Below are 24,360 nucleotides of genomic sequence, written 5' to 3'. Positions count from 1 at the left end.
ATGTTCTGGTCTAATCCCATCGGACACTTAATTTTGAGACAATACTGTCAATAAATTAAGAGGTCTATATGAGTCTGAAAAAATCCCATAAGAGCTATCCGCAGTCATTTAAGGATGAAGCTGTTTTGATGGTGCTAGAGCAAGGCTACAGTGTTGCTGATGCAGCAAAGTCACTAGGCCTTGCTACTAGTTTGCTTTACAAGTGGAAAGAAAAATACGAAACCCAGCAGAAGGGCATCGCCTTAGAGGAGTCTGAACGAGATGAACTGAAACGCTTGCGTAGAGAAAACAAAGCGTTACGCATGGAGAAAGAAATTTTAAAAAAGGCAAGTGCCTTCTTTGCGAAAGAAATGAAGTAAAATTCCGCTTCATTAAAAAACAATCGAAGCATTTCCCGGTGGCATTGTTATGTCGTGTGATGGGCGTGAGTAAATCAGGCTATTACGATTGGCTCAAACGTCCTACAGCGGTGATTAGCCTTGATACCTTGAAACTATATTGCCGTATACGAAAGTTGTTTAGACAAAGCCGAGGCAGTCTAGGGAATCGTGAAATGGTGAAGCGATTGCGTAAAGAAGGCTATCGAATTGGTCGCTATCAGGTTCGCAAGATCATGCACTGGTTACGCCTAAAAGTAACACAACGAGTGGCTTACAAGATCACAACTAAGCGTAAGCATTCTGATTCAGTGGTCGATAATTTGTTAAACCTGAACTTTAACCCAACGGCAGCCAACCAAGTTTGGGCAGGCGACATCACTTATTTAAAGACAGGTGAAGGTTGGATGTATTTGGCTGTGGTGATGGACTTATACTCTCGTCGAATTGTTGGCTGGCATATCGATAAACAGATGACAACTGATCTGGTATGCAAAGCATTAATGAAAGCCTATAACCTGCGCCAACCGCCTAAAGGCCTTGTATTTCACAGTGATCGTGGCTCACAGTATACCAGCAAGCGATATCGTAAGCTGTTATCGAGCTATAATATCCGAGCCAGTATGGGTGATGTGGGTGCTTGTTGGGATAATGCCGTTGTAGAACGTTTCTTTGGTAGCTTAAAACACGATTGGCTTTTTAAGGTGAGTCAGCCAACAAGGGAATTTATGAAACAAGATGTGGCTGCGTATATGAAGTACTACAACTTAGAGCGACTGCATTCTGCCAATGGTGATTTGTCGCCCGTTGAGTTTGAAAATTCTCAACTAAATGTGTCCAGTTTGGGTTGACCAGTACAGTCATTACTACGCTCATGGTTAAGACCTCATCGAGGTATTTCTCAAGAAAAACTACCTTTTTATTTAGCATTATTTGAGTTTGTGTACAATATAAAGTGCCGAGGAAAAAGCTTACTTAATGATCTAATAGAGCTATTGATATAACCCCCTAGGAATCCATATAGAGCCAAAATGTTAATAATGGCTCGACATATAATATACGGTGTATGCTGTTTTGTTGTTGGGTTAAATAGTGCACAGGCAGTTATCATAGCGGGAGATGTAACAGGAGGAAGTGCAGCAACAGCAGGAGGAATATTTATAAAACTCATACCACCAATAGGCGATGTTGGTGATGATAACTTTAATGATCCTAACCTGTATGGTTTTGATGAAGACCAAAATATTATTATACCTGCACCTTTAGCGGTCGATATAGGTCCTTCAGCAACCTTGCCAACGGGAACTGAAGTAGCCAGCCATTATGTGGTATTTGATCCTGCATCTTCACAGCGGATGATCGGTTATGTGGATTTTGATGCACCTATTTTAGCTATCATGACAAAAACAGCGACTTTGGCGGCGAGTGATTTTTTGGCGAATGTTTCAGCAAACTATTTAAGCCCCTCTGCCCGGGGTCTAGAATCGGCTGATTCAGTTGCCATTGATCCAGTACTAACCCATCGTGCACTCATTAACTTTACGGCCAGCTCACCAGGTGACAGTATACGGATATTAACGGCATTTTCACCAGGAGGCGAGCCAGATCCTACCCCCATGCCTGTACCTGGTGGATTAGGCTTGATGTTACTTGGCTTATGTCTGTTGCTGCAGCGCCAGCTAAAATATGCCCCTCACTAAAGAGTCTCTCTGTGAAGCTATAAATCTCTTCTTTAGTATGGGGAGTTAAAGCGCAGTTGCTCTACAAATAACTCTAAAGGCGGTTGCAAGAGCAACCGTCTTTGGTGCTTTTAGTGGCTATAATATAGTAGCTATAAAATACTCTACACTGGGCGTGTTAATGGTTAAAGTGGAATTTTGGGAGCCCACTGTAACCACTCATCAAGGGGTTCTGCGTGCAGCCTAAACTTAGTAAATGGCCTAACTAATCCACCCATGTTATGGTTATTAGGGGTTGCAAAGGCAATACCCCCTTCAATTATAGACTCTAGCGAGTCAGTTTTTAGTTTTGCCCCACCAAACAGTGAGAAGTCAAAACCAATGCCGCTGGTATTCCAGAAACGGGTATGCTGTCTTACTAAGTGTCGATAGCGGTTTTCGATATTAAGATAAATGTGAACTTTATTGGCTGTAGGGGCGAGTTCAAAACCTGTCACTGAGCCAACCGGTATATCCCGATAAAAGACCTTAACCCCTTCTTTTATTGAACCCAAACGGGGAGCTGTGAGTGTGATTTTTAAGCCTGGTGCTGAGGTAGCTTTGATCATTGGTGCGTTGAGCAAACCTTTGAATACATACTGTCGTTTACCTTTTTTTGTGGCAGGCTTGGCTTGAATATATTGTCCTGAAATTAGGGTTTCTAAGTGTTGTGTTTTAGCCAGTCCCAACTGTGCTTTGACAATCCAAAACTGGGTGCCTTCCTGTGCAAGGCGGTAACCACCTTGGGTGATCAGTGCTTTGACAATAACACCAGGTTCTTTAGCATTAAGTCGCAGACGCGTTACTTTACCCACTTCAACACCTTCGTACTTTATAGGCGTACCTTCCCGTAATCCTTCTCCGCTAGGAAATGATATGCTGATAGGTATACCTGTTTGATGCGCATCATCATAATTATTATATAGATTAAATTGATCACTATTTTTGGCTAAACGATAGCGTCCTGGTGGGGTATAAAATGCAATGCCGCCGGTGAGTAAGGAAGTAATAGACTCAGTATGGACTTTAATACCCGACAGGTTTCCACTGATACTGACGCCGCTGGCATTCCAAAAGCGCGAATTGGTTCGTACTAAGTCGGCGTATTCTGGTTTAATAAAAATATTGATACTGACCTGTTTATTGTTTTCGGTAAATGCGTAACTTTGGACGCTGCCGACAGGTATTTTTTTATAATAGACGGGGCTTCCCACCTCAACAGAGCTAAGACTTTCACTCACAAGTGTTAGGTGCAAACCCGGCTCATGAAGAGGCAGAGGTGGGGGGCCTGCTAATGCAGTGAAAACCCGTTGGGGTTTACTTTGCTCTAAATCGCCCAGGCGAACAGCAATGTAGTTACCACTAATTAAAGTATCCAGACCTGTGACTTCTGCCAGACTAATTTTTGGTTTTACTAGCCAAAATTGCGTGCCTTCTATTAGTGCAGGCTCTGCCCGTGGATCAAATAAAATTGTGGCAGTAACACCTTTCAGGTCTTTATTGACTTTGACCCGTTTGACTACACCAATGGTGAGTCCTTCAAACACGACTTTTGTTTGACCTTCTGTTAAAAATTGTCCTGAGGAAAAATGAATTTTTGCGCGTATGCCTATGTCGGCGGCATCAAAATCGTCAAATAAGGTAAATAAGTCACCACTTTTGGCTGGTTTAATAGTTTTTTCTGTATCAGGGTTAAAAAAGGCAATACCGCCGCTGAGAATAGAGGTTAAAGAGCCTGTTCTGAATTTAAATCCTGATAAATTCCCCTTTACGCTGACACCGCTGGCATTCCAAAAGCGACTATTTTTTTGAACCAAGTGCTGATGTTTAGGTGAAATAATAATACGGACATTAACGTTCTTATTATCTTTAGATAAAGTGTAATCAGTCACTTGACCCACTTGGATTTTTTTGAAAAACACGGGGCTACCACGCTCAAGTGAGCCTAAATCTTTTGTTTGTAGGGTAAGGTGCAGGCCTGGGGTATCAGGGTCAACAGGGGGTGGATTTTCTAATGCGTTAAAGTGGTATTGGGGGTTGCCTTCTCCCTGTTGTACATCAATATAATTACCCGAAACTAATGTTTCCAAGCCAGAAATTTCAGCTACAGAAATGCGTGGTTTTACCAACCAAAATTTAGATGTTTTTCGTAATAGTGCTTCAGCTTGCGGTTTTAGCTCTACAGTGGCGTTTACACCTTGTAAATCGGGAGTGATGGACACTTTTTTAACAATACCAACTTGCAGGCCGCGATACACGACTTGTGTTTTATTGGGCACAATGCCCTCGCCACTCTTAAAGAAAATAGTGGCTTCAATGCCTGCCTCTGAAATGCCTTTATAGATCAGCCATGCACCAATTAATGCGGCAATAAAGGGAAGTAGCCAAATCATCGAAAGAGCTCGACGTGGCTTAATATCGACTTCAGCCAATGACAGCTGGTCTTCGGGAGGAGGTAGTACTTCTGCTGTTTCAGGGCTTTCAGGTGTTTCTTGACTCAAAGTCAATCCTCTTCAATTTCGGCTGCACTCTCAGGCAGGGCTGCATTATCCCACATGAGTCTTGGATCAAAGACATGGGCTGCTAACATGGTAAGTACAACAACTGCACCAAATGCACTGGCACCAATACCGGCTTCAATCGTGGCGATATTACCTAATTTAACCAATGCCACCAGTGTGGCTATCACAAATAAGTCCAACATGGACCAACGACCAATCCACTCAATAAAACGGTACATCAGTGTGCGTTGCCGAACACTCATTGCCCAACGAAATTGAACAGACAATAGAAGTATAATCAGTCCAGCAAGTTTCAATAAAGGGACTGCGATGCTGGCAATAAAAACAACAGCGGCTATCGGAATCATACCTGCTTTAGCTAACTCAATTACCCCAGAAAGAATAGTGTCTGCCTGGCCTGCACCAAAAAAATTGATGTGGGTAATAGGGTACATGTTGGCAGGAATGAACATAATAAAAGCCGCCAATGTGAATGCCCAGGCATAGGCTAAACTGTTTGGCGTTCGCCAATGAAGACGGGTATGACAGCGGGGACAACGCAAGTGTTGAGCATGAGACACAGGTCGAGAGAGTTTGTGGCAAGTAGAACAAACCAGCCAGCCAGCTTCTTTTGCTGTTATTACAGAGTGGTGCATTTTATCCTGCCGCCTTTGGTTGGTTAGGAAATTGCTCCAGCTTATGCCAGATTAAATGGTGGTCAAGTACGACACCTGTAGCCATTGAGCAAATCATCAGTGCAATAAAACAGACTAAGCCAAGCCCAAACTGGATAGCGGCCAGGTCAATGAGTTTAACAACTGAAACTAAAACACCTAGCATATAGACCTCTAGCATGGCCCAGCTATCAAGATGTTGATACCAGGAAAACGCCCGAGCTAATGGTGGTTTCGACCATGTGCACTTAATGCCTAACAGAACATACAACAACAATAGTTTTTTGAATAAGGGCGCTAACATGCTGCAAAACAGGACTAACAAGGCGGCCCACCAAATATCGTGAGCAAAGAGTGTAGCAATACCCGCAAAAACCGTATCAAATTGTGATTGCCCTAACATCTCTAGAGACATAATAGGTAAAAACATCGCAGGAATGTACAACAGCAGCCCTGTAATATTCAGCGCTAGTGTGCGCTCTAGACTGTTGTGACGAGCACTATAAAGCTGGTATCCACAGCGAGGACAGCAGGCTTTGGTTCCGGGGGGGAGTGCGGTGTAAGGCAGCAGCAGATCACACTCATGACAAGCAATCAATTCCTTCATGGTTGTACTGTTTTCAAAGGACCAAGTTTGTAGCAGCTCAAAAAACGAATAAAAAGTGGTTTATACATAGGTACATTAGAACATTCTTGAAGCGTTTAGCGAATAACACACTTTTATAATGACAACTAATAATCATAGATGATCCCATGTGACATACCTAAGCATAAATTGTATATGAGTGGTGTTAACTGTAATTATGTGAAGTGAATTGGGTATATACTATGCCTGGTTTGTCGTCGCTATGCAGTGAAATATACCTTTTATGAGGGGTTGTTATGAGGGGTTGTAGGTTTGTAAGAGGTCTTGCGTGAATTGTCGAAGTGGTTGTGGTGCCTGTTGTATTGTACCTTCAATTAGCTCTTCTTTGCCTGGTATGCCAAATGGTAAGCCTGCAGGCCAACGCTGTTTGCACTTGGGGGCTGATTTTCGCTGTGCATTATTTAATGATCCACGCCGTCCCACTGTTTGTGCTGAGTTTCGTGCCGAGGATGCTATCTGTGGCTCCAGTGCTGAGCAGGCTTTTGAAATCTTGACGGTGCTGGAGATATCCACTCAATAACGTACGAAGATAGCTTGAATGCGGTTGTGATGCAGGTGCTGAAAGTGCTGTGAGCAGTAGAGACCAGGGATGGTCATCTACCGCGGGAAGAGAAAATTAATGCATGGATTGTGATTGTGAAGGACACAACTTTTATCCATTACATTTACATCGGGCTTACACGCTACGTTGGCTTACAGCTACATAGTCGCGAATATCAGAGCCTGTATATAATTGACGGGGCCGACCAATGCGATAGGGGCCACTGATCATTTCATGCCAGTGAGCTATCCATCCAGGCGTTCTGCCTGTCGCGAAGATAACGGTAAACATTTCAGTAGGAATACCAATCGCTTTTAAAATTATCCCTGAATAAAAATCAACATTAGGGTAAAGCTTTTTCTCTACAAAGTACTCATCTTCTAACGCTATCTTTTCTAAGCGTTTTGCTATTTTGAAAAGTGGGTCGTCTTCTAAACCAAGCTCATTTAATACTTCATCACAGGTCTGCTTCATTACTTTGGCGCGGGGGTCAAAGTTTTTGTAGACACGGTGACCAAAACCCATCAAGCGGAAAGGATCATCTTTGTCTTTGGCGCGAGCAATATATTTATCAATATTTTTTTCATCACCAATTTCTTGCAGCATATTTAAGACGGCTTCATTAGCACCACCATGAGCGGGTCCCCAGAGTGCGGCAATGCCCGCAGCGATACAGGCAAAAGGATTCGCTCCTGAGGAGCCTGCCAGGCGGACTGTAGAGGTGGACGCGTTTTGCTCATGATCTGCATGAAGCAGGAATATGCGATCCATTGCACGAGCGATAATGGGGTTGACTTCTGCCTCCTCGCAAGGGGTGCCGAATAGCATGTGCAGAAAGTTAGCCGAGTAGTTCAGGCTATTGCGAGGGTATACAAAAGGCTGTCCTTTAGAGTATTTATAACTCATGGCCGCTAGCGTTGGCATTTTTGATATTAAGCGGAATGCCGCAATTTCTCGGTGACGTTCATTACTTATATCTAATGAGTCATGATAGAACGCTGAAAGTGCACCCACTACACCACACATGACAGCCATTGGGTGTGCATCACGACGGAAACCATTGAAGAAGTTACGTAGCTGTTCATGGACCATGGTGTGCTTACGAATGATTTCTTCGAACTCTCGTAGTTCTGATTGAAGGGGAAGCTCGCCATAAATCAATAGAAAGCACGTTTCTAAGTAGGTGGAATGCTCAGCCAGCTGTTCAATAGGATAACCACGATGAAGCAAAATTCCCTTGTCACCATCGATGTAAGTGATTTTGGACTCGCACGCTGCAGTGGAAACAAACCCGGGATCGTAGGTAAACAAGCCTTCACCAGTAAGGCTGCGAACATCTACCACATCAGGACCTAGACTACCTGTGTAAACAGGGAGTTCATGTTGTTGTCCGTCGATGGTTAACATTGCTTTTTTTTCAGCCATAGATGGCCTCCTATCATGTCATTCTTGTAAAGCTCATGCATTGCAATAAAAGGGAACACCAACCGTCATGCGTTACATTGTATTTGTTTTATTTGCTTCTATGACCTTGCACGGCACTAATTATTAGCGTCTCTCATGTTGGGTTGTTGCCCAGATACCATGAGTTCCCGCTCAATACTTGCAAGCTAAGTGTTTTATAGCTTTTTAACCACGTAAAAGTATTGTGTTGGCCTAAATACGTAACTCAGTTTTCATTTTATGATTTAGTTGCAAAGATAATGTAAGCCTAGAGCCTCAGTAGGCTATATGACAGGGAACGGCTCAGGCTTTCAAGGGCGGTTAACTCAGTATATATCAGTTATTTTATGGTTAACCGACACTTGGTATTATGCACTATTTGTATGGTTATTAATTGGTGTTACTTTTATTTTTTATGCTGAGTAATGCCAGTTATCTGCAATCAATCTATCGTCGTAACAAGCTGCTCTATTTTTGTTTACTTAAAGCGACTATGACACACACTTGATATAAATAACTACTAATTGGTGGCGCAAGACTATAGGGTGATTCATCGTTTTGTCAAATAGTTGGATTATAACCTGTAGGTGAGATCAGTAATATTACGAAAATTATTGTATTTAGCTACATACACTTGACATATTATTTGAGTGAATGATGAGTCATGTGGTCGTATCTTAGATTGTTTTTGTCATTACCTAATGGGTATAAAATAATCTGCTCAAAACCAGTACAGTTGTCAAACAATAGCCTGTTTTTCATGATTATTATGAGGAAAATTTCTGAAATAAAAATTATCCATAAAAAAGATATGGTTTTTTTGTGTGCTTAATTTCCCTTCAACTGTTTTGCATTTCTTGTGCAGCCCTTGCTGCGTCCGAGCTACGTAACATTACACGATTGTAATTAATAGTCGTTCTATTTATACTTCTTGCCGGTATTGACAGGCTGGCTAACGCCTCTAATGAATTCTAACCTAATTAAGGAACCTGTCATCAATAATTGCCTCATCCAAATAATTATCGCCTTAGTTACATTTTAGGCCTTATTGAGTGTGAAGAACCGTGAATAGCAAGAGACCTGTAAATCTCGACCTCAGAACAATAAAACTTCCACTTCCTGCTTACACATCGATTTTGCACCGTATTTCTGGTGTCATTCTGTTTATTGGTATTGCCTTTCTTCTCTGGGCATTTGATACCTCTTTAAGCAGTCAACAAGGATTTAATGCCATTAAAGAAACACTTGCTCACCCCTTCGCTAAATTTATTACCTGGGGATTGGTGTCTGCTTTGTTATACCACTTTGTGGCGGGTATTAAGCACCTATTGATGGATGTCGACATCGGTGATGGAAAGGAAAGCGGCACGTTAGGTGCCAAAGCGACAATCGTTGTATCAGTGATACTGATTGTATTGGCGGGAGTGTGGATATGGTAACCAATGTAACCAACTTGTCGCGTAGTGGTTTGTATGACTGGATGGTACAGCGTGTCTCAGCCATTGTACTGGCGGCATATGTCGTGTTTATGCTGGGGTATCTGTTGTTTCACCCAGGTCTGACCTATGCAGAGTGGACTCAGCTTTTTAGCTCCACCTGGGTCCGTGTCTTCAGTTTATTAGCGCTGGTTTCGCTAGGTGCACATGCCTGGGTAGGGATGTGGACTATTTCAACTGACTATCTCACTGAGCAAACGTTGGGATGTAAGGCAGTAGCCGTTCGCTTTGCCTTTCAAGCCGTGTGTGGTATTGCCATGTTTGCTTATTTTGTTTGGGGTATTCAGGTGCTTTGGGGGCTATAACCGATGACATCACTACGTACATTGAGTTTTGACGCAATTGTTGTTGGTGGTGGTGGTGCGGGTCTACGGGCTGCTCACCAGCTAACGCAAGCAGGCATTAACACCGCTTGTATCAGTAAAGTATTTCCTACGCGTTCTCACACGGTCTCGGCTCAAGGTGGTATTACTTGTGCCATCGCCAGTGCTGACCCCAATGATGATTGGCGCTGGCATATGTATGACACCGTTAAAGGCTCTGACTTTATTGGTGATCAGGATGCCATTGAGTATATGTGCTCGGTTGGACCTCAAGCGGTGTTTGAGTTGGACCATATGGGGCTGCCATTTTCCCGAACTGAAAAAGGCCGCATTTACCAGCGTCCATTTGGTGGGCAATCAAAAGACTTTGGTAAAGGTGGTCAGGCAGCCAGGACATGTGCCGCGGCAGATCGAACTGGGCATGCTCTTCTTCATACCCTTTATCAAGCTAACCTGAAAGGTGGTACGACGTTTCTTAATGAGTGGTACGCCGTTGACCTGGTTAAAAATCAGCAAAACCAAGTGGTGGGTGTCATTGCCATTTGTATAGAAACAGGTGAAGTCTATTACGTAAAAGCAAAGGCAACAATTCTTGCTACGGGTGGTGCTGGACGTATTTATCAGTCGACTACCAATGCTCTAATTAATACTGGTGATGGTATAGGCATGGCGCTGCGCGCAGGTTTCCCGGTACAGGATATGGAAATGTGGCAGTTCCACCCAACCGGTATTCATGGCGCAGGTGTACTCGTTACAGAAGGTTGTCGGGGTGAGGGTGGCTACCTGATCAACAGTGAAGGTGAGCGTTTTATGGAACGCTATGCACCCAATGCAAAGGACTTAGCGGGTCGTGATGTGGTGGCTCGCTCGATGATTCTGGAGATCCTCGGTGGTCGTGGCTGTGGACCCAATAAAGACCACGTATTGCTGAAGCTGGATCATTTGGGTGAAGACACACTGAATCTTCGTCTGCCGGGTATTTTGGAATTATCCAGAACCTTTGCTCATGTTGATCCTGTTAAAGAGCCAATCCCAGTAATTCCAACCTGTCACTACATGATGGGTGGAATTCCCACCAACGTCGGTGGTCAAGCACTGTCTCAGGACCGTAAAGGACGTGATACGACTATAGATGGCTTATTTGCTTGTGGTGAGGCAGCTTGTGTGTCGGTCCATGGTGCCAATCGCCTGGGTGGTAACTCGCTGTTGGACTTGGTGGTGTTTGGTCGGGCTGCAGGTCTGCATATTGAAAAAATGCTCAGTGAAGGCTTTGATACGGCCGATGCTACCGATACTGATATTGAGCAGGCACTGGCCCGCCTTAATCGCTTAAACAGTACGACCTCTGGTGAGAAAGTGGCTGATGTGCGTGCTGACCTGCAGAAAACCATGCAGCTTTACTTTGGTGTATTCCGCACCGGTGAAGCGATGCAGGAAGGCCTGAATATGTTGAATAGTATTGGTGAACGCGTGAAAAACGTGTGCTTGGAGGACAGCAGCCAAGCGTTCAACACAGCAAGAATTGAAGCCCTTGAACTGGATAACTTATTTGAAGTGGCCATGGCTACGGCTGTTGCGGCAGAAGCCCGTAAAGAAAGCCGAGGCGCCCATGCCCGCGAAGACTTCACGGAGCGAGATGATAAAAACTGGCTGAAACATTCATTGTACTTTCCTCTGGAAAAACGCGTTGGTAAGCGAGATGTCAATCAATCGCCGAAGACAGTAGAAGCTTTCCAACCGACTAAGAGAACGTACTAAGGGGAGGTCGAGATGTTAGTCAGTGTTTACCGCTACAATCCAGAAAAAGATAAAACCCCATTCATGCAGGACTTTGATATCCAGTTACCTGAAGGTAAGGATATGATGGTGTTGGATGTACTGGGATTACTGAAAGAAAAGGATCCCACCCTCACGTATCGCCGATCTTGTCGTGAGGGGGTGTGTGGCTCAGATGGAATGAATATCAATGGTACCAATGGCTTAGCCTGTATTACCCCGGTAACACAGGCGGTGGGAAATGGTGATAAGCTGGTATTAAGGCCTTTGCCTGGACTGCCTGTGGTTCGTGACCTGGTCGTTGATATGAGCCAGTTCTATAAACAATACGAAAAAATTAAACCTTATTTGCAGAACGACACGCCCGTTCCTGCGATCGAAAGACTACAAACACCGGAAGAACGGGAGAAACTCGACGGTCTTTATGAGTGTATTCTTTGCGCTTGTTGCTCTACATCATGCCCTTCATTCTGGTGGAACCCTGACAAGTTTGTTGGTCCGGCGGGATTGCTTCAGGCTTATCGCTTTTTAGTGGATAGTCGTGATACGCATACCGAAGAGCGTTTGGCTGCACTAGATGATCCATTTAGTGTATTTCGCTGCCGCGGCATTATGAACTGTGTCAATGTATGTCCCAAGGGGTTGAATCCAACCCGTGCTATTGGACACATACGACAAATGTTGTTGAAGAGCGGTACTTAATCGCAAATATGCTGAAGGTGCGCTTTTTTGAGTTCTGAAGACGTACAGGTGTTGTGTAAGATAGCACGTGTACAGCAACTGTCCTCTTAACTCTAAAAAAGCGTATTCAGTAATAGCAGTGAAATGAGTGCCTGGTTTTACTGGCCCCTAAAGGATTGAATTATAGTGACCGGTGAGCCATGGTGTTCTCACAACGTCCACTAAGCCTTGTATCTCATGGGGTAGCTAAGAATGCAAGAAGGTGTCATGCAGCGGATGTGGCAGACAGGTCATATATCCGGTGGTAATGCTGCATATGTCGAAGAGCTTTACGAAACCTATATTCAGGATCCCAATGCCGTTCCTGAGGAGTGGCGAAATTACTTTGAAAAGTTACCCACCGTCAGTGGTATTTCTACCCAGGACGTTCCTCACTCTACCATTCGTGAACATTTCTTATTACTTGGAAAGAATCGCGCTAAGTCTAAGATACTAACGCCTGCTTCATTATCGACAGAGCATGAGAAGAAGCAGGTTCAGGTGATCGAGCTGATTGAGGCCTATCGTTTACGAGGGCATCAAAATGCTAAGCTGGACCCTCTGGGTTTGCAGCAGCGTCCGGCAGTGCTGGACTTGACCATTGAGCATCATGGTTTATCCAAAGCCGATATGGATACGTTGTTTCGCTCAACATCGCTTAATATTGGACAAGAAGAAGCGCCACTAAGCACCATTGTTGAGGCCCTGCAGCAAACTTACTGTAGTTCCGTGGGTGCTGAGTTTATGCATATTGTGAACTCGGATGAGCGCCACTGGTTCCAACAGCGCCTGGAAAGTATGCGGTCGCACCCGGAATACAGTGCAGAAACCAAACTCCATATTTTGGAGAGACTCACTGCAGCGGAAGGCTTGGAAAAATATTTAGGCACTAAGTACCCGGGCACTAAACGATTTGGTTTAGAAGGGGGGGAAAGCCTGGTACCCATGGTGGATGAAATTATCCAGCGGGCGGGTGCCTATGAAGTAAAAGAGTTAGTGATTGGTATGGCACACCGCGGCCGCCTCAACTTACTGGTTAATATTCTGGGTAAAAATCCTGCGGATTTATTCAGTGAGTTTGAAGGTAAGCGTGTTTTTGATAAGGGGTCAGGTGATGTGAAATATCACCAGGGCTTTTCCTCCAATGTGATGACGCCAGGTGGAGAAGTTCACTTAGCCATGGCATTTAACCCCTCACATCTGGAGATTGTTGCCCCTGTAGTGCAGGGATCGGTTCGTGCCAGGCAGGATCGTCGTAAGGACAGCAAACAGGAATTAGTACTGCCAATTACCTTGCATGGTGATGCTGCTTTTGCCGGGCAAGGGGTAGTGATGGAAACCCTGCAACTGTCGCAAACACGGGCGTATAAGACAGGTGGTACCATTCACATTATTATCAATAATCAGGTTGGGTTTACCACCAGCCCTGAAGATGCACGTTCCACAGAGTACTGTACGGATATTGCTAAAATGGTTCAGGCCCCGATTCTGCATGTGAATGGGGATGATCCAGAAGCCGTATTGTTTGTTACACGTCTGGCGCTTGACTATCGGATGCAATTTAAAAAGGATGTTGTTATTGATCTGGTATGTTATCGCCGCCGTGGCCACAACGAAGCCGATGAGCCAGGTGCAACCCAACCCCAAATGTACGATGTGATAAAAAAACACGGCACAACGCGTACTTTGTATGCGGAAAAGTTAGTACAGGAGGGGGCGCTGACGCCAGAAGATGATAAGCAGCTGGTTGAAGATTATCGTCAGGCATTAGACAACGGACAGCATGTGGTCAAAAGCTTGGTTAAGGAGCCAAACCGGGAGCTGTTTGTTGATTGGGCACCTTATTTGGCGCACGAATGGACCGCACGACATGATACCTCGGTATGTTTACAAACATTACAGGAATTAGCCCATAAGCTGTGTGAAATTCCTGAGGGTATTGTCCTACAACGTCAGGTTGGCAAAATCATTGATGATCGCCGCAAGATGGCAGCAGGTGCCTTAGCTATAAATTGGGGGTTTGCGGAGACGATGGCTTATGCCACGTTATTAATGGAAGGTCACCCAGTACGTATCACAGGGCAGGATGTCGGGCGTGGTACATTTTCACACCGCCATGCGGTATTACATAGTCAAAAAGAGGATGAAATTTATATCCCTCTTTGTCATTTAGCTGAAAATCAGCCGCGCATTGATATCTATGACTCCATTTTATCGGAAGAAGCGGTGTTAGCATTTGAGTATGGCTATGCGACCACCACCCCTAATGCGTTGGTGGTATGGGAAGCACAGTTTGGTGATTTTGCAAATGGTGCCCAGGTAGTTATTGACCAGTTTATTACCAGTGGTGAGCATAAGTGGGGACGTTTATGTGGCCTCACTATGCTACTGCCTCATGGTTATGAAGGGCAGGGACCTGAGCACTCGTCAGCCCGCTTGGAGCGCTTTTTACAGCTGTGCGCTGAGCATAATATTCAGGTGTGTACGCCTACGACGCCTGCGCAAGTCTTCCATATGCTGCGTCGCCAAATGCTTCGTCCACTGCGTAAGCCGTTGATTGCGCTGACACCGAAGAGTTTGCTGCGTCATAAACAGGCAACTTCTTCATTAGAGGACTTGGCTGAAGGCTCATTCCAGACTGTACTGCCAAACCACCAAGAGGTGCCTGCAGAGCAGGTGAAACGCTTTATTATGTGCAGTGGTAAGGTGTATTACGATCTGCTGGAAAAACAGTTGGCAGATGATATTCAAGACGCTGTTGTGGTAAGAATTGAGCAGCTTTATCCCTTCCCACATGAGGACTTATCGAGCATTTTCTTGCAGTATCCAAACTTAGAAAAAGTGGTGTGGTGCCAGGAAGAGCCGATGAACCAGGGGGCTTGGTACTCAAGTCAGCATCATATGCGGCGAGTGATTGCTGATCATAATAATCCATCGCTGTATTTAGAGTATGCTGGCCGTGAGGCTTCTGCTGCACCTGCCAGTGGCTATATGTCCACCCATGTGGAAGAACAGCAGCGTCTAGTCGACACTGCGTTCACTGTGTAATTCACGCTAATAACGATTACTTTGGTAATACGCTGTATTTAACGATAAGTATTAAAGGAATTCTCATGGCCACTGAAATAAAAGCGCCTACATTTCCTGAATCGGTTGCCGATGGTACGGTAGCCACTTGGCACAAGCAACCAGGGGATGCTTGTTCTCGCGATGACCTGTTGGTGGATATTGAAACAGATAAAGTGGTATTGGAGGTTGTAGCGCCTGCTGATGGTGTGCTACAGGAAATCGTGAAGGGGGAAGGTGAAACCATCACCAGTGAAGAGCTGATCGCTATTTTTGCTGAAGGGGCTGTGGCATCAGCTAAACCCGCTGCACCCGCTAAGACTGCAGAATCTGCTTCGCCAGCAGCAAAAAATAATGATGAGTCACCGATTCTTAGCCCAGCAGCAAGACGCCTAGCTGACGAACACGGTATTGATCCACAAGTAATCCCTGGCTCTGGTAAAGGCGGGCGGGTAACAAAAGAAGATACACTCAAGTATATCGAGTCTCAATCTGTAGTGCAGGCTCAAACTGCACCATCTGCACCTAAGCCTGCTGCAGTGACACCCGAACCTACAGCACCTGTATTTGCGGGAGAGCGGGTTGAAAAGCGTGTGCCCATGACACGGTTGCGTGCCCGTGTAGCTCAACGTTTAGTGGAAGCTCAGCAAACAGCGGCCATGTTGACCACGTTCAATGAAGTCAATATGCAGCCAATTATGGATCTCCGCAGCCGTTATAAAGAGCTGTTTGAGAAGAAACACAATGGTGTCCGGCTTGGCTTTATGTCGTTTTTTGTCAAAGCTGCGGTTGAAGCACTAAAACGTTTTCCTGCAGTAAATGCTTCCATTGATGGCAATGATATTGTGTATCATGGCTATCAAGATATTGGTGTCGCAGTGTCTTCAGATCGTGGTCTGGTGGTCCCAGTATTGCGTAATGCTGAAAATATGGGACTGGCAGAAATTGAAGCGACTATCCGCGAGTTTGGGCTAAAAGCGCGTGACGGTAAATTGGGTATCGATGAAATGACAGGGGGAACTTTTACCATCTCAAATGGTGGTGTTTTTGGTTCACTGTTATCGACCCCCATTTTAAACCCACCTCAAAGCGCCATTTTGGGTATGCATAAGATTCAGGATCGCCCAATGGCGGTAAATGGTAAGGTAGAAATCTTACCGATGATGTATCTGGCGTTATCTTATGACCACCGGCTGTTAGATGGTAAAGAAGCCGTTTCTTTTCTGGTGACCATCAAAGAGCTATTGGAAGATCCTGCGCGGATGCTTTTAGATATTTGATGTTGTTTGAAATAGTGGCCTGACTTCTCCTCTTTTCTGAGGAGAAGTGGTACTGTTCGCATCGCGAAAAACGCAAGTTAGGAAACAGAAATGGCACAAAAATTTGATGTTGTTGTTATTGGTTCAGGACCTGCAGGGTATGTTGCTGCAATTCGAGCTGCCCAGCTAGGTTTGAAAACCGCTTGTATTGAAAAGTGGACACGTGAAGATGGTAAGCAAGCTTTAGGTGGCACGTGTTTGAATGTGGGCTGTATTCCATCAAAAGCACTGTTGGATAGCTCGTATAAGTATGAGTCGGCACATAAAGAATTTAAGTTACATGGTATCGGCCTGGATAACTTAAAAATTGATGTGGGTGCGATGCTTGCCCGCAAAAATAAGATTGTAAATAACTTGACGACAGGTGTTGCAGGCTTATTTAAAGCCAATGGCGTGACTTCTTTACATGGTATGGGCAAGGTGCTGCCTGGTAAGCAAGTGGAATGGACCAAACAGGATGGCAGCAGCGAAGTTTTAGATGCCGAGAACATTATTATTGCGACGGGTTCTGTACCTATTGATATTCCACCCACTCCATTAACCGAAGACCTGATTGTTGATTCCACAGGTGCACTGGAGTTTACCGAAGTACCTAAGCGTTTAGGTGTTATTGGTGCGGGTGTCATTGGCTTGGAGCTGGGTTCTGTTTGGGCACGTTTAGGGGCTGAGGTTGTAGTGCTGGAAGCACAAGAAGCCTTTTTATCTGTCGCCGATCAGCAGATTGCCAAAGAAGCGCTGAAGGTATTCAAAAAACAAGATCTGGATATTCGCCTGGGTTGTCGGGTAACGGGTTCTGAGAATAAAGGCCAGGAAGTTATCGTTAAATACCTGGATGACAAAGGTGAAGAGCAGCAAATTACCTTTGATAAGTTGATAGTGGCAGTGGGTCGCCGTCCTTACACAGAAGGCTTATTGGCCCCCGGCTGCGGTGTAAACTTGGACGAGCGCGGGGCTATTTTTGTTGACGACCAGTGCCGTACAGACGTACCAGGCATTTTTGCGGTGGGTGATGTGGTGCGTGGTCCTATGTTGGCGCATAAAGGTTCTGAAGAAGGAATTATGGTAGCAGAGCTGATAGCCGGCCAAGCTGCACAAATGAATTATGACCTTATTCCTTCTGTCATCTACACTCATCCAGAGATAGCGTGGGTAGGGAAAACGGAAGAAGAGTTAAAAGCCAGTGGTGAGCCATACAAAGTGGGGACCTTCCCATTTGTGGCGAGTGGTCGTGCCATGGCTTCTAATGAAACCGAAGGTATGGTCAAAGTGGTCGCTGATGAAGCCACTGATCGTATCCTTGGCGTCCATGTGATTGGTCCTAGTGCTGCGGAACTGGTACAGCAGGGTGCGATTGCCATGGAGTTTGGCTCTAGCTCTGAAGACTTGGGCTTGATGATTTTCTCTCACCCCACTGTTTCAGAAGCACTACATGAAGCTGCTTTGGCGGTTGATGGACATGCGATCCATATTGCAAACCGTAAAAAGCGTAAGTAGCACAGATAACAAGTAAGACTTGTTGGGGCTGGTGATTAGCTCACCAGCCTAAACTATAAGCATTCCTCTTTCCGTTTATGGTGAGTCCAGCTACTTAGAGGGTGTTAAGAGCAAACTCACGATTTACTGGGAAGTAAAATAAGCAGTAGCCAGATAACAATGACACATCACTCTTTACTTAATTCAACATTGATAAAGACTAAGTTGAGAGAGATGGCTGCTGCAGGGCAGTTGGGAGGCTGTCGGGCTTAGCCGCCCATTTGGTCCGCAGAACTAAACTTCTGCTGGTAACTTGGCGTAACCAGGCAAAATGGTAATTAGGCATGAATTTGCACGAATATCAGGCAAAGCAGCTCTTTGCTGAATATGGCTTGCCCGTATCTCAAGGGTACGCGGTAGATACTCCAAAAGCAGCCGTAGAAGCGGCCGATCGTATTGGTGGTGACACGTGGGTTGTTAAAGCTCAGGTCCATGCCGGTGGGCGTGGTAAAGCCGGTGGTGTAAAAGTTGTTAGCACTAAAGAAGATGTAAAAGAATTTGCTGAAAAATGGCTTGGCAATAATCTAGTCACTTATCAAACGGATGAAAAAGGGCAGCCTGTTAGTAAGATTCTGGTTGAATCCTGTACTGATATTGCGAAAGAACTGTACTTGGGAGCCGTCGTTGATCGTGGCACTCGCCGTGTTGTATTTATGGCTTCCACTGAAGGTGGGGTGGAAATTGAAAAAGTAGCAGAGGAAACCCCTGAGAAAATCCTCAAGGCAGAAATTGACCCATTAGTGGGTGCCCAACCTTATCAGGCACGTGACTTGGCCTTTAAGCTGGGTTTGCAAGGCGATCAAATCAAGCAGTTTACTAAGATCTTTTTAGGCTTAGCGAAGTTATTTGAAGCCCATGACTTGGCACTGCTGGAAGTAAATCCTCTCGTTATTACCGATGCAGGCAATCTGCATTGTCTGGACGCAAAGGTGAACATTGACAGTAATGCACTGTATCGCCAGCCCAAGTTACAAGATATGCATGACCCTTCTCAAGAAGACCCACGTGAAGCCCATGCCGCTCGCTGGGAGCTTAACTATGTAGCGCTGGACGGTAACATTGGCTGTATGGTTAATGGTGCGGGTTTGGCTATGGGAACTATGGATATCGTCAAGTTACATGGTGGGGCACCTGCAAACTTCCTGGATGTAGGTGGTGGTGCAACAAAAGAGCGTGTATCCGAAGCCTTTAAAATCATCCTGTCAGATGACAATGTTAAGGCTGTACTGGTCAATATCTTTGGCGGCATTGTCCGCTGTGACCTGATTGCAGACGGTATTATTGGTGCAGTGAAAGAAGTCGGCGTTAATGTGCCTGTTGTTGTTCGCCTGGAAGGTAACAATGCAGAATTAGGTGCACAAAAACTTGCAGACAGTGGACTGGCAATTATCGCAGCTTCAAGTCTGACCGATGCTGCTCAACAGGTAGTGAAGGCTGCGGAGGGTAACTAGGCATGAGCGTACTGATTAACAAAGACACCAAAGTAATCTGTCAGGGTTTTACTGGCTCACAAGGCACCTTTCATTCTGAGCAAGCCATTGCCTATGGCACCAAAATGGTGGGTGGTGTAACACCAGGTAAAGGTGGTCAAACTCACTTAGGCTTACCTGTTTTTAATACTGTTGCTGAAGCAGTTGCCGCTACGGGAGCTGAGGCTTCTGTTATTTATGTACCAGCACCATTCTGTAAAGACTCAATTTTAGAAGCTGCGAATGCAGGTATTAAGCTGATTGTGTGCATTACAGAAGGTATTCCCACGCTGGATATGCTTGACTGTAAAGTGAAGTGCGACGACTTAGGTGTGCGTTTGATTGGCCCTAACTGTCCAGGTGTGATTACGCCAGGCGAGTGTAAGATTGGTATTATGCCAGGTCACATTCATAAGTCAGGTAAAGTAGGGATTGTATCTCGCTCAGGTACTTTGACATACGAAGCGGTTAAACAAACGACAGATTATGGCTTTGGTCAGTCTACCTGTGTGGGCATTGGTGGTGATCCGATTCCTGGCAGTAACTTTATCGATATCTTGGCACTGTTTGAGAAAGACGAACAGACTGAAGCCATTGTCATGATTGGTGAAATTGGTGGTACTGCAGAAGAAGAAGCGGCAGCTTACATTAAAGCCAATGTCACTAAACCCGTTGTGTCTTATATTGCTGGGGTAACAGCACCTCCAGGTAAGCGTATGGGTCACGCAGGTGCGATTATTGCGGGTGGTAAAGGTACCGCAGATGAAAAATTCGCTGCCCTGGAAGACGCTGGTGTTAAAACAGTTCGTAGTCTGGCAGATATTGGACAAGCCTTGGCTGAGTTGACCGGTTGGAAATAAATTAACGTTTAATAAAGTTAGGCTTTGAACAATAAAGGCAGCGTAAGCTGCCTTTATTAAATATTACTCACAGCGGCCTTTCACACTTCGTCCTGCGATACTAAAGAGGGCTAATTTCAGTTCTGTTGTAATATTTCCAGGTCGGTAATAATCACCGGTGTCTATCTCAGGCTCATACCTTCCATCATTTAACCATAGGGTTACTGAATTAATTTTTTTACAGGGATTAGGGTTTACGATTTCCCAAATATACGCAGCATTTGACTGCATTGGGCCTGCGGGAACATGTAATATGTCTCTGGCACCATAGGCAATTCGAGTCATATCGTTGGTTTTATGAAGGTAAATATCATTACCAAAACGAATAGGTTCCTCGTACCTAGTGCCATCTGAATAATTTATGGTTAAATAGGCAATTTTTCCGCCATCTCGACCATCATCAGTGGTATAGTAATTTCGATACATGTCCTTTATGCGTTGCATATAGGCTGTCATCGACGCCTCTTGATCTGGGCCTTCCCAGGCGCTACTGAGCACAAGTAAAATTGAAGAGGCTGAGCCATCTATCACTTGTGTAGTAGTAGCTGTACCGGATGCAGATAATACCAGTGAGTTTGGTTCATTTTCAGGTAGTGTTTGAGTGACAGAGGCAAATGATGCAGCTGGCTCGCTGCCTTGCATAATGACTTGGGAAAAATCAAACCCTGGACCTGGTAATGCCCAATCATTTTCATTCCCTATTAGGTCAGCGTTGTAGTTGAGCACAGGAAATATCTTGTAATGTTTACCACCATAAATATTTGGAGAAATGGAGGTGAGACGAGAGATATCTACTCCATATTGACTGGTAAACTCCCAAAAATTAGGTAGGTTTTGTTGATTAGCATTCCAGAAGAGGTTGGCTTCATGTACGACTTTTGAAAAAGACCAATAATCAGCATAACCTGTTGATGACTTGCCTTGCTTAGGGCTATTGGTTACAGAGCACCAAAGGTAAGAAGAAGACCACTTATTGGAGTACATGGTGTTTGTTTTGGTAGCATCTGGAAAGTCATAGGGTGATGTGTCTGCTTTATTGGTTGAGAAAATTACCTTTTTAAATCCTGCGTTTTTTAACTTATCAATAAAGCCTCTTTCATAATGTTTAGTGCGGCTGACCCAATACATAGGAACAATATTGGGACACTGTTTGGCAATAGTTGAAAGTTGAGTATCTGTGTGAAAAGGTGCACCACCATTTCGCTCTGGGGTTAAGCCATCAGCCCAAAATCTGACTTCTTTTATACCCAACTCAGAAAGTTTATTGTACTGCCGTATAATACTATCTGACCATACTGTCCTTGGTTCCTGAAACCGGCCAGGACCTTGAGTTAAAAAATCCTGTTCTTCAAAGGGCGTTTTATTTACCCAGTAATCACCTAATGATTCATCGTGCGCAATATTAAACGAATTTTCACTGGGAAAAGCGGAGAGTATATCCTGATAGTAAGCGTCAGTAAGTGCTTGATAACCGGGGTTGGTTGTATCAAAAAAGTGGCTGTAAATTTCATCATTTTTGACAACCCAAGCCCACTCAGGATGTTTGTCTCGGAATAATGCACCACCGTAGACAATAGGAACCACTTTTTCAAAAAAATGTTGTTTGGTGATAAGGAGCAGACGTTGCATTTCTTGAGGGGTTAGGTATCTATCCCATATATAGTAGTATGCGCCGTCACCAATGGCTAAATTACCTAGATAAAGCTGAAGCTCGTTTACCTTAAACTGGCTTAATGTTCTTCGAATAAGCTCTCTCCATGTAATCATATCAACTTTTAGCTTATCTTTATTCATCGTGTAATGAAAACCACGGTTACTCACATCAGGGTAGTCGACAACTAAAGTGTATGGTGAAACCGGGTCGGTTTGTTGAGCATAATTAAACTTTAAGATTTGTAAAAATGAGGTGCTTGCAAAGTAGCTGCCTGGGTAGTCTTGACCGGCTAAAATAACGCCCTTGGCATTAACGTTTAACACATAGCCTTGGCCTGTAAGTGACATTCTTTTGAAATAATCGAGAAGTCCCATTTTGTCTAACAACTTGGCTAAGTCGTCACTGGCCGTTGTACCAATTAAAATTGAATTATCAGGTTGATGGTCTTTCTGCCATGGTCGTATTGGTAACTTGAGTCCAAAATAATACTCAATTTCTGATTTAAGTACGATAGCGCTTTCAACACTTTTCAGGTCAGGGACATAAATGACGGTTTCACTATTAATGGTAAATTTGCCTGGTTGATCTGAACTATCCCAGCTTACCTTTTTGGGGGTAGGGAAGATAACGGGATTCGTTCTATTTCTGATTTCACCAATACCATTTGTGCTGCCAATTTCTTGCATAGAAACACTGTCAAGCCAGAGTACAGGGGAGGGATCCCGTTTATTCATATCTTCAGCAATTTGCAGTGCGGTTAGCCCTTCTTTATAGATACGAAGCTCGTCAATTTTACCTTTAAAAGTATTGGTGAGTGTTTCATCATAACTACCTGTAAAAAGGTCATTACGAGAAACTTGTAAGTCCCCAAATACTTTATTATTGGTATATTTCTCTTCACCATTAATATAAATTTTTAAATCGTAACCACGATAGCTGACAGCAATGTGATGCCATTTTTTAAGACTGGTAAAAAAAGGGATTTCATGCTTTTGATTATTTAAACCATACCCTCTGAATACGAGCTTGTTAGCTTCAAGGTATAGTTCAAAGCTGTTTTTTTTCCCTAAAATTGTTTGGCGAGCAACGTTTGCAGATTGGTCGGGAGCTATCCAAGCGGCAATAGTAAACTCTTCTTTTAGACTTAATGAGTCATTATGAGAGACTACAACTGCATCACCCTGGCCATCAAGGCGCAGTCCAAGTCCGTATTTGCCTTCAGAAATAGTTGCATCGCCCAGATAATTACCGTGATTGGTAAATTCACTAATATCATATACTTTATTCATGCTTGAGTGGTCAGTTTTAAAGTCGTAATCGTGATACATATGTAGACGTTCCCAGCCTCGAACTCCCACTCCTGCAAACTGAGGACTAATGTACATTGTTTGTGGTTTAGAAGTTTTTATATCAAGTTCACCATATGTCCACGTATTGGTATCAGTTATACCGAATAATGAGTCAACATAACCAATGCCTGTATTAGATGCATCATACATCCTCATTCTGATTCGTATTGACTTTAAGTCTTTACTTTTGTAGTAAAAACCAAATTTATAAAACTTTTGATTTCCTGCAGGAAGATGGTTACTTGGTTTTATGCCAGAAGTTGCATCTCCATATTCTTTGTCTCTAACAGGAATTTTGACGGCTTTTTCACCATGGAAAGCATCTTTAACTATTTGAGGAGGATAAGTACTATCCTGGCCAAACCAAGTCCAACCCTCAGGTTTTTCACCTACTTCTCCTACTTCAAAAGATGGATTAGGTAAGGCACCAAAAGATGTATTATGAATTAAAAGCAGAATCAAATAAGCTGTGGTGTTAATAACGCTTTTAGGAAGCACTTTCATCGCTTAAGTCCTTTAAGCAGGAAATTGAAAATAAATAAGTACTTTATAAAGTGAATGCTAATGTTTTATTGTTATAGATAGTATTAGTGTCAGCAGCAATGTAAAACTGACCCACTAGCAGCAATCGAATTTTGACCCACCTGAGTAAAATACCACCGTTTAAGCTTAAGTGTGTGGTATCGATGACATGTTAACTCAGGAGCTTGCAGTGGAAATACACGTACTAAAACGACAAGGCATGAGTATTCGTCGTATATCAAGAGAACTGGGCCTATCACGTAACACCGTTAGACACTACTTACGAGGTCAAATTAAAAAACCAATCTACAGCAAAAGACCTATACGTCCTTCA

Annotated in this window: 18 protein-coding genes; 13 read left to right on the top strand and 5 right to left on the bottom strand. The window is 44.1% G+C overall.

The features are described 5' to 3' along the window. Positions 1 to 68 precede the first annotated feature (68 nt). Both F607_RS0115005 and F607_RS29925 read left to right on the top strand, forming a co-directional pair. Positions 69 to 1,228 (top strand): IS3 family transposase gene (locus F607_RS0115005; RefSeq protein ID WP_157365486.1). Its coding sequence is split into 2 segments (ribosomal slippage): positions 69 to 318 and positions 318 to 1,228, totalling 1,161 coding nucleotides; the frame shifts between segments, so codons are not numbered across the junction. Between the two features lie 180 nt (positions 1,229 to 1,408). Then, positions 1,409 to 2,077 (top strand): hypothetical protein, encoded by a 669-nt coding sequence (locus tag F607_RS29925; protein ID WP_157365485.1) that lies wholly within the window; start codon positions 1,409 to 1,411, stop codon positions 2,075 to 2,077. Positions 2,078 to 2,241: 164 nt separating this feature from the next. Here F607_RS29925 and F607_RS0114995 read toward each other — a convergent pair whose 3' ends face one another. Genes F607_RS0114995 through F607_RS29920 form a run of 3 tightly spaced genes read right to left on the bottom strand, consistent with a single transcriptional unit; the run spans position 2,242 to position 5,877 of the window. Beyond that, entirely contained in the window at positions 2,242 to 4,596 is a 2,355-nt protein-coding gene (locus F607_RS0114995; protein WP_211233649.1) for a PqiB family protein, read from the bottom strand. Positions 4,597 to 4,598: 2 nt separating this feature from the next. Next, positions 4,599 to 5,252 carry a paraquat-inducible protein A gene (locus F607_RS0114990; protein ID WP_230400413.1) on the bottom strand — a complete coding sequence of 218 codons (654 nt, stop codon included), beginning with the start codon at positions 5,250 to 5,252 and terminating at the stop codon, positions 4,599 to 4,601. Position 5,253: 1 nt separating this feature from the next. Beyond that, positions 5,254 to 5,877, bottom strand: coding sequence for a paraquat-inducible protein A (locus F607_RS29920; RefSeq protein WP_051311519.1), 624 nt, complete (start codon positions 5,875 to 5,877; stop codon positions 5,254 to 5,256). A gap of 307 nt (positions 5,878 to 6,184) precedes the next feature. Between F607_RS29920 and F607_RS34140 the strand changes: the two genes are divergently transcribed. Then, positions 6,185 to 6,436 carry a zinc/iron-chelating domain-containing protein gene (locus F607_RS34140; protein WP_027708738.1) on the top strand — a complete coding sequence of 84 codons (252 nt, stop codon included), beginning with the start codon at positions 6,185 to 6,187 and terminating at the stop codon, positions 6,434 to 6,436. A gap of 156 nt (positions 6,437 to 6,592) precedes the next feature. Here the strand turns inward: F607_RS34140 and gltA are convergent, their stop codons facing one another. After that, positions 6,593 to 7,882 (bottom strand): citrate synthase, encoded by a 1,290-nt coding sequence (gene gltA / locus F607_RS0114975; RefSeq protein ID WP_027708737.1) that lies wholly within the window; start codon positions 7,880 to 7,882, stop codon positions 6,593 to 6,595. A gap of 1,082 nt (positions 7,883 to 8,964) precedes the next feature. On the opposite strand from gltA, the gene sdhC reads away from it, so the two are divergent. The 9 genes from sdhC (at position 8,965) to sucD (ending at position 20,462) form a co-directional block, all read left to right on the top strand. Continuing rightward, a complete protein-coding gene (gene sdhC, locus F607_RS0114965) occupies positions 8,965 to 9,339 on the top strand; it encodes a succinate dehydrogenase, cytochrome b556 subunit (protein WP_027708736.1) in 375 nt (124 codons plus the stop codon). Beyond that, on the top strand, positions 9,333 to 9,701 hold the full coding sequence (sdhD, locus tag F607_RS0114960; RefSeq protein WP_027708735.1) for a succinate dehydrogenase, hydrophobic membrane anchor protein: 369 nt from the start codon (positions 9,333 to 9,335) through the stop codon (positions 9,699 to 9,701). The genes sdhC and sdhD overlap by 7 nt, the downstream gene beginning before the upstream one ends. Positions 9,702 to 9,704: 3 nt before the next feature. Further along, positions 9,705 to 11,477, top strand: a complete 1,773-nt coding sequence (sdhA, locus tag F607_RS0114955; RefSeq protein ID WP_027708734.1) for a succinate dehydrogenase flavoprotein subunit — start codon at positions 9,705 to 9,707, stop codon at positions 11,475 to 11,477. Between the two features lie 12 nt (positions 11,478 to 11,489). Beyond that, positions 11,490 to 12,197, top strand: coding sequence for a succinate dehydrogenase iron-sulfur subunit (locus F607_RS0114950; RefSeq protein WP_027708733.1), 708 nt, complete (start codon positions 11,490 to 11,492; stop codon positions 12,195 to 12,197). Between the two features lie 231 nt (positions 12,198 to 12,428). Then, the gene (locus F607_RS0114945) at positions 12,429 to 15,263 is read left to right on the top strand and encodes a 2-oxoglutarate dehydrogenase E1 component (RefSeq protein WP_027708732.1); all 2,835 of its coding nucleotides are present in this window, start codon (positions 12,429 to 12,431) and stop codon (positions 15,261 to 15,263) included. A 65-nt stretch (positions 15,264 to 15,328) separates the two neighbouring features. After that, positions 15,329 to 16,561 (top strand): 2-oxoglutarate dehydrogenase complex dihydrolipoyllysine-residue succinyltransferase, encoded by a 1,233-nt coding sequence (gene odhB / locus F607_RS0114940; RefSeq protein ID WP_027708731.1) that lies wholly within the window; start codon positions 15,329 to 15,331, stop codon positions 16,559 to 16,561. A 90-nt stretch (positions 16,562 to 16,651) separates the two neighbouring features. Then, positions 16,652 to 18,094 (top strand): dihydrolipoyl dehydrogenase, encoded by a 1,443-nt coding sequence (gene lpdA, locus F607_RS0114935; RefSeq protein WP_027708730.1) that lies wholly within the window; start codon positions 16,652 to 16,654, stop codon positions 18,092 to 18,094. Between the two features lie 323 nt (positions 18,095 to 18,417). Further along, entirely contained in the window at positions 18,418 to 19,584 is a 1,167-nt protein-coding gene (gene sucC / locus F607_RS0114930) for an ADP-forming succinate--CoA ligase subunit beta (RefSeq protein WP_027708729.1), read from the top strand. Positions 19,585 to 19,586: 2 nt separating this feature from the next. Continuing rightward, positions 19,587 to 20,462: a succinate--CoA ligase subunit alpha gene (sucD, locus tag F607_RS0114925; RefSeq protein WP_027708728.1), complete on the top strand. Its 876-nt coding sequence runs from the start codon at positions 19,587 to 19,589 to the stop codon at positions 20,460 to 20,462. A gap of 63 nt (positions 20,463 to 20,525) precedes the next feature. Here the strand turns inward: sucD and F607_RS0114920 are convergent, their stop codons facing one another. Beyond that, positions 20,526 to 24,008: a LamG-like jellyroll fold domain-containing protein gene (locus F607_RS0114920; RefSeq protein ID WP_027708727.1), complete on the bottom strand. Its 3,483-nt coding sequence runs from the start codon at positions 24,006 to 24,008 to the stop codon at positions 20,526 to 20,528. Between the two features lie 187 nt (positions 24,009 to 24,195). Between F607_RS0114920 and F607_RS33575 the strand changes: the two genes are divergently transcribed. Next, on the top strand, positions 24,196 to 24,360 hold a 165-nt coding region (locus tag F607_RS33575; protein ID WP_157365484.1), incomplete at its 3' end, for a helix-turn-helix domain-containing protein.

Source organism: Zooshikella ganghwensis DSM 15267 (genome assembly GCF_000428585.1).
Taxonomy (GTDB): Bacteria; Pseudomonadota; Gammaproteobacteria; order Pseudomonadales; family Zooshikellaceae; genus Zooshikella; species Zooshikella ganghwensis.
Note: the sequence above shows the minus strand (reverse complement) of the source record. Positions and strands in the feature narration are given on the sequence as shown.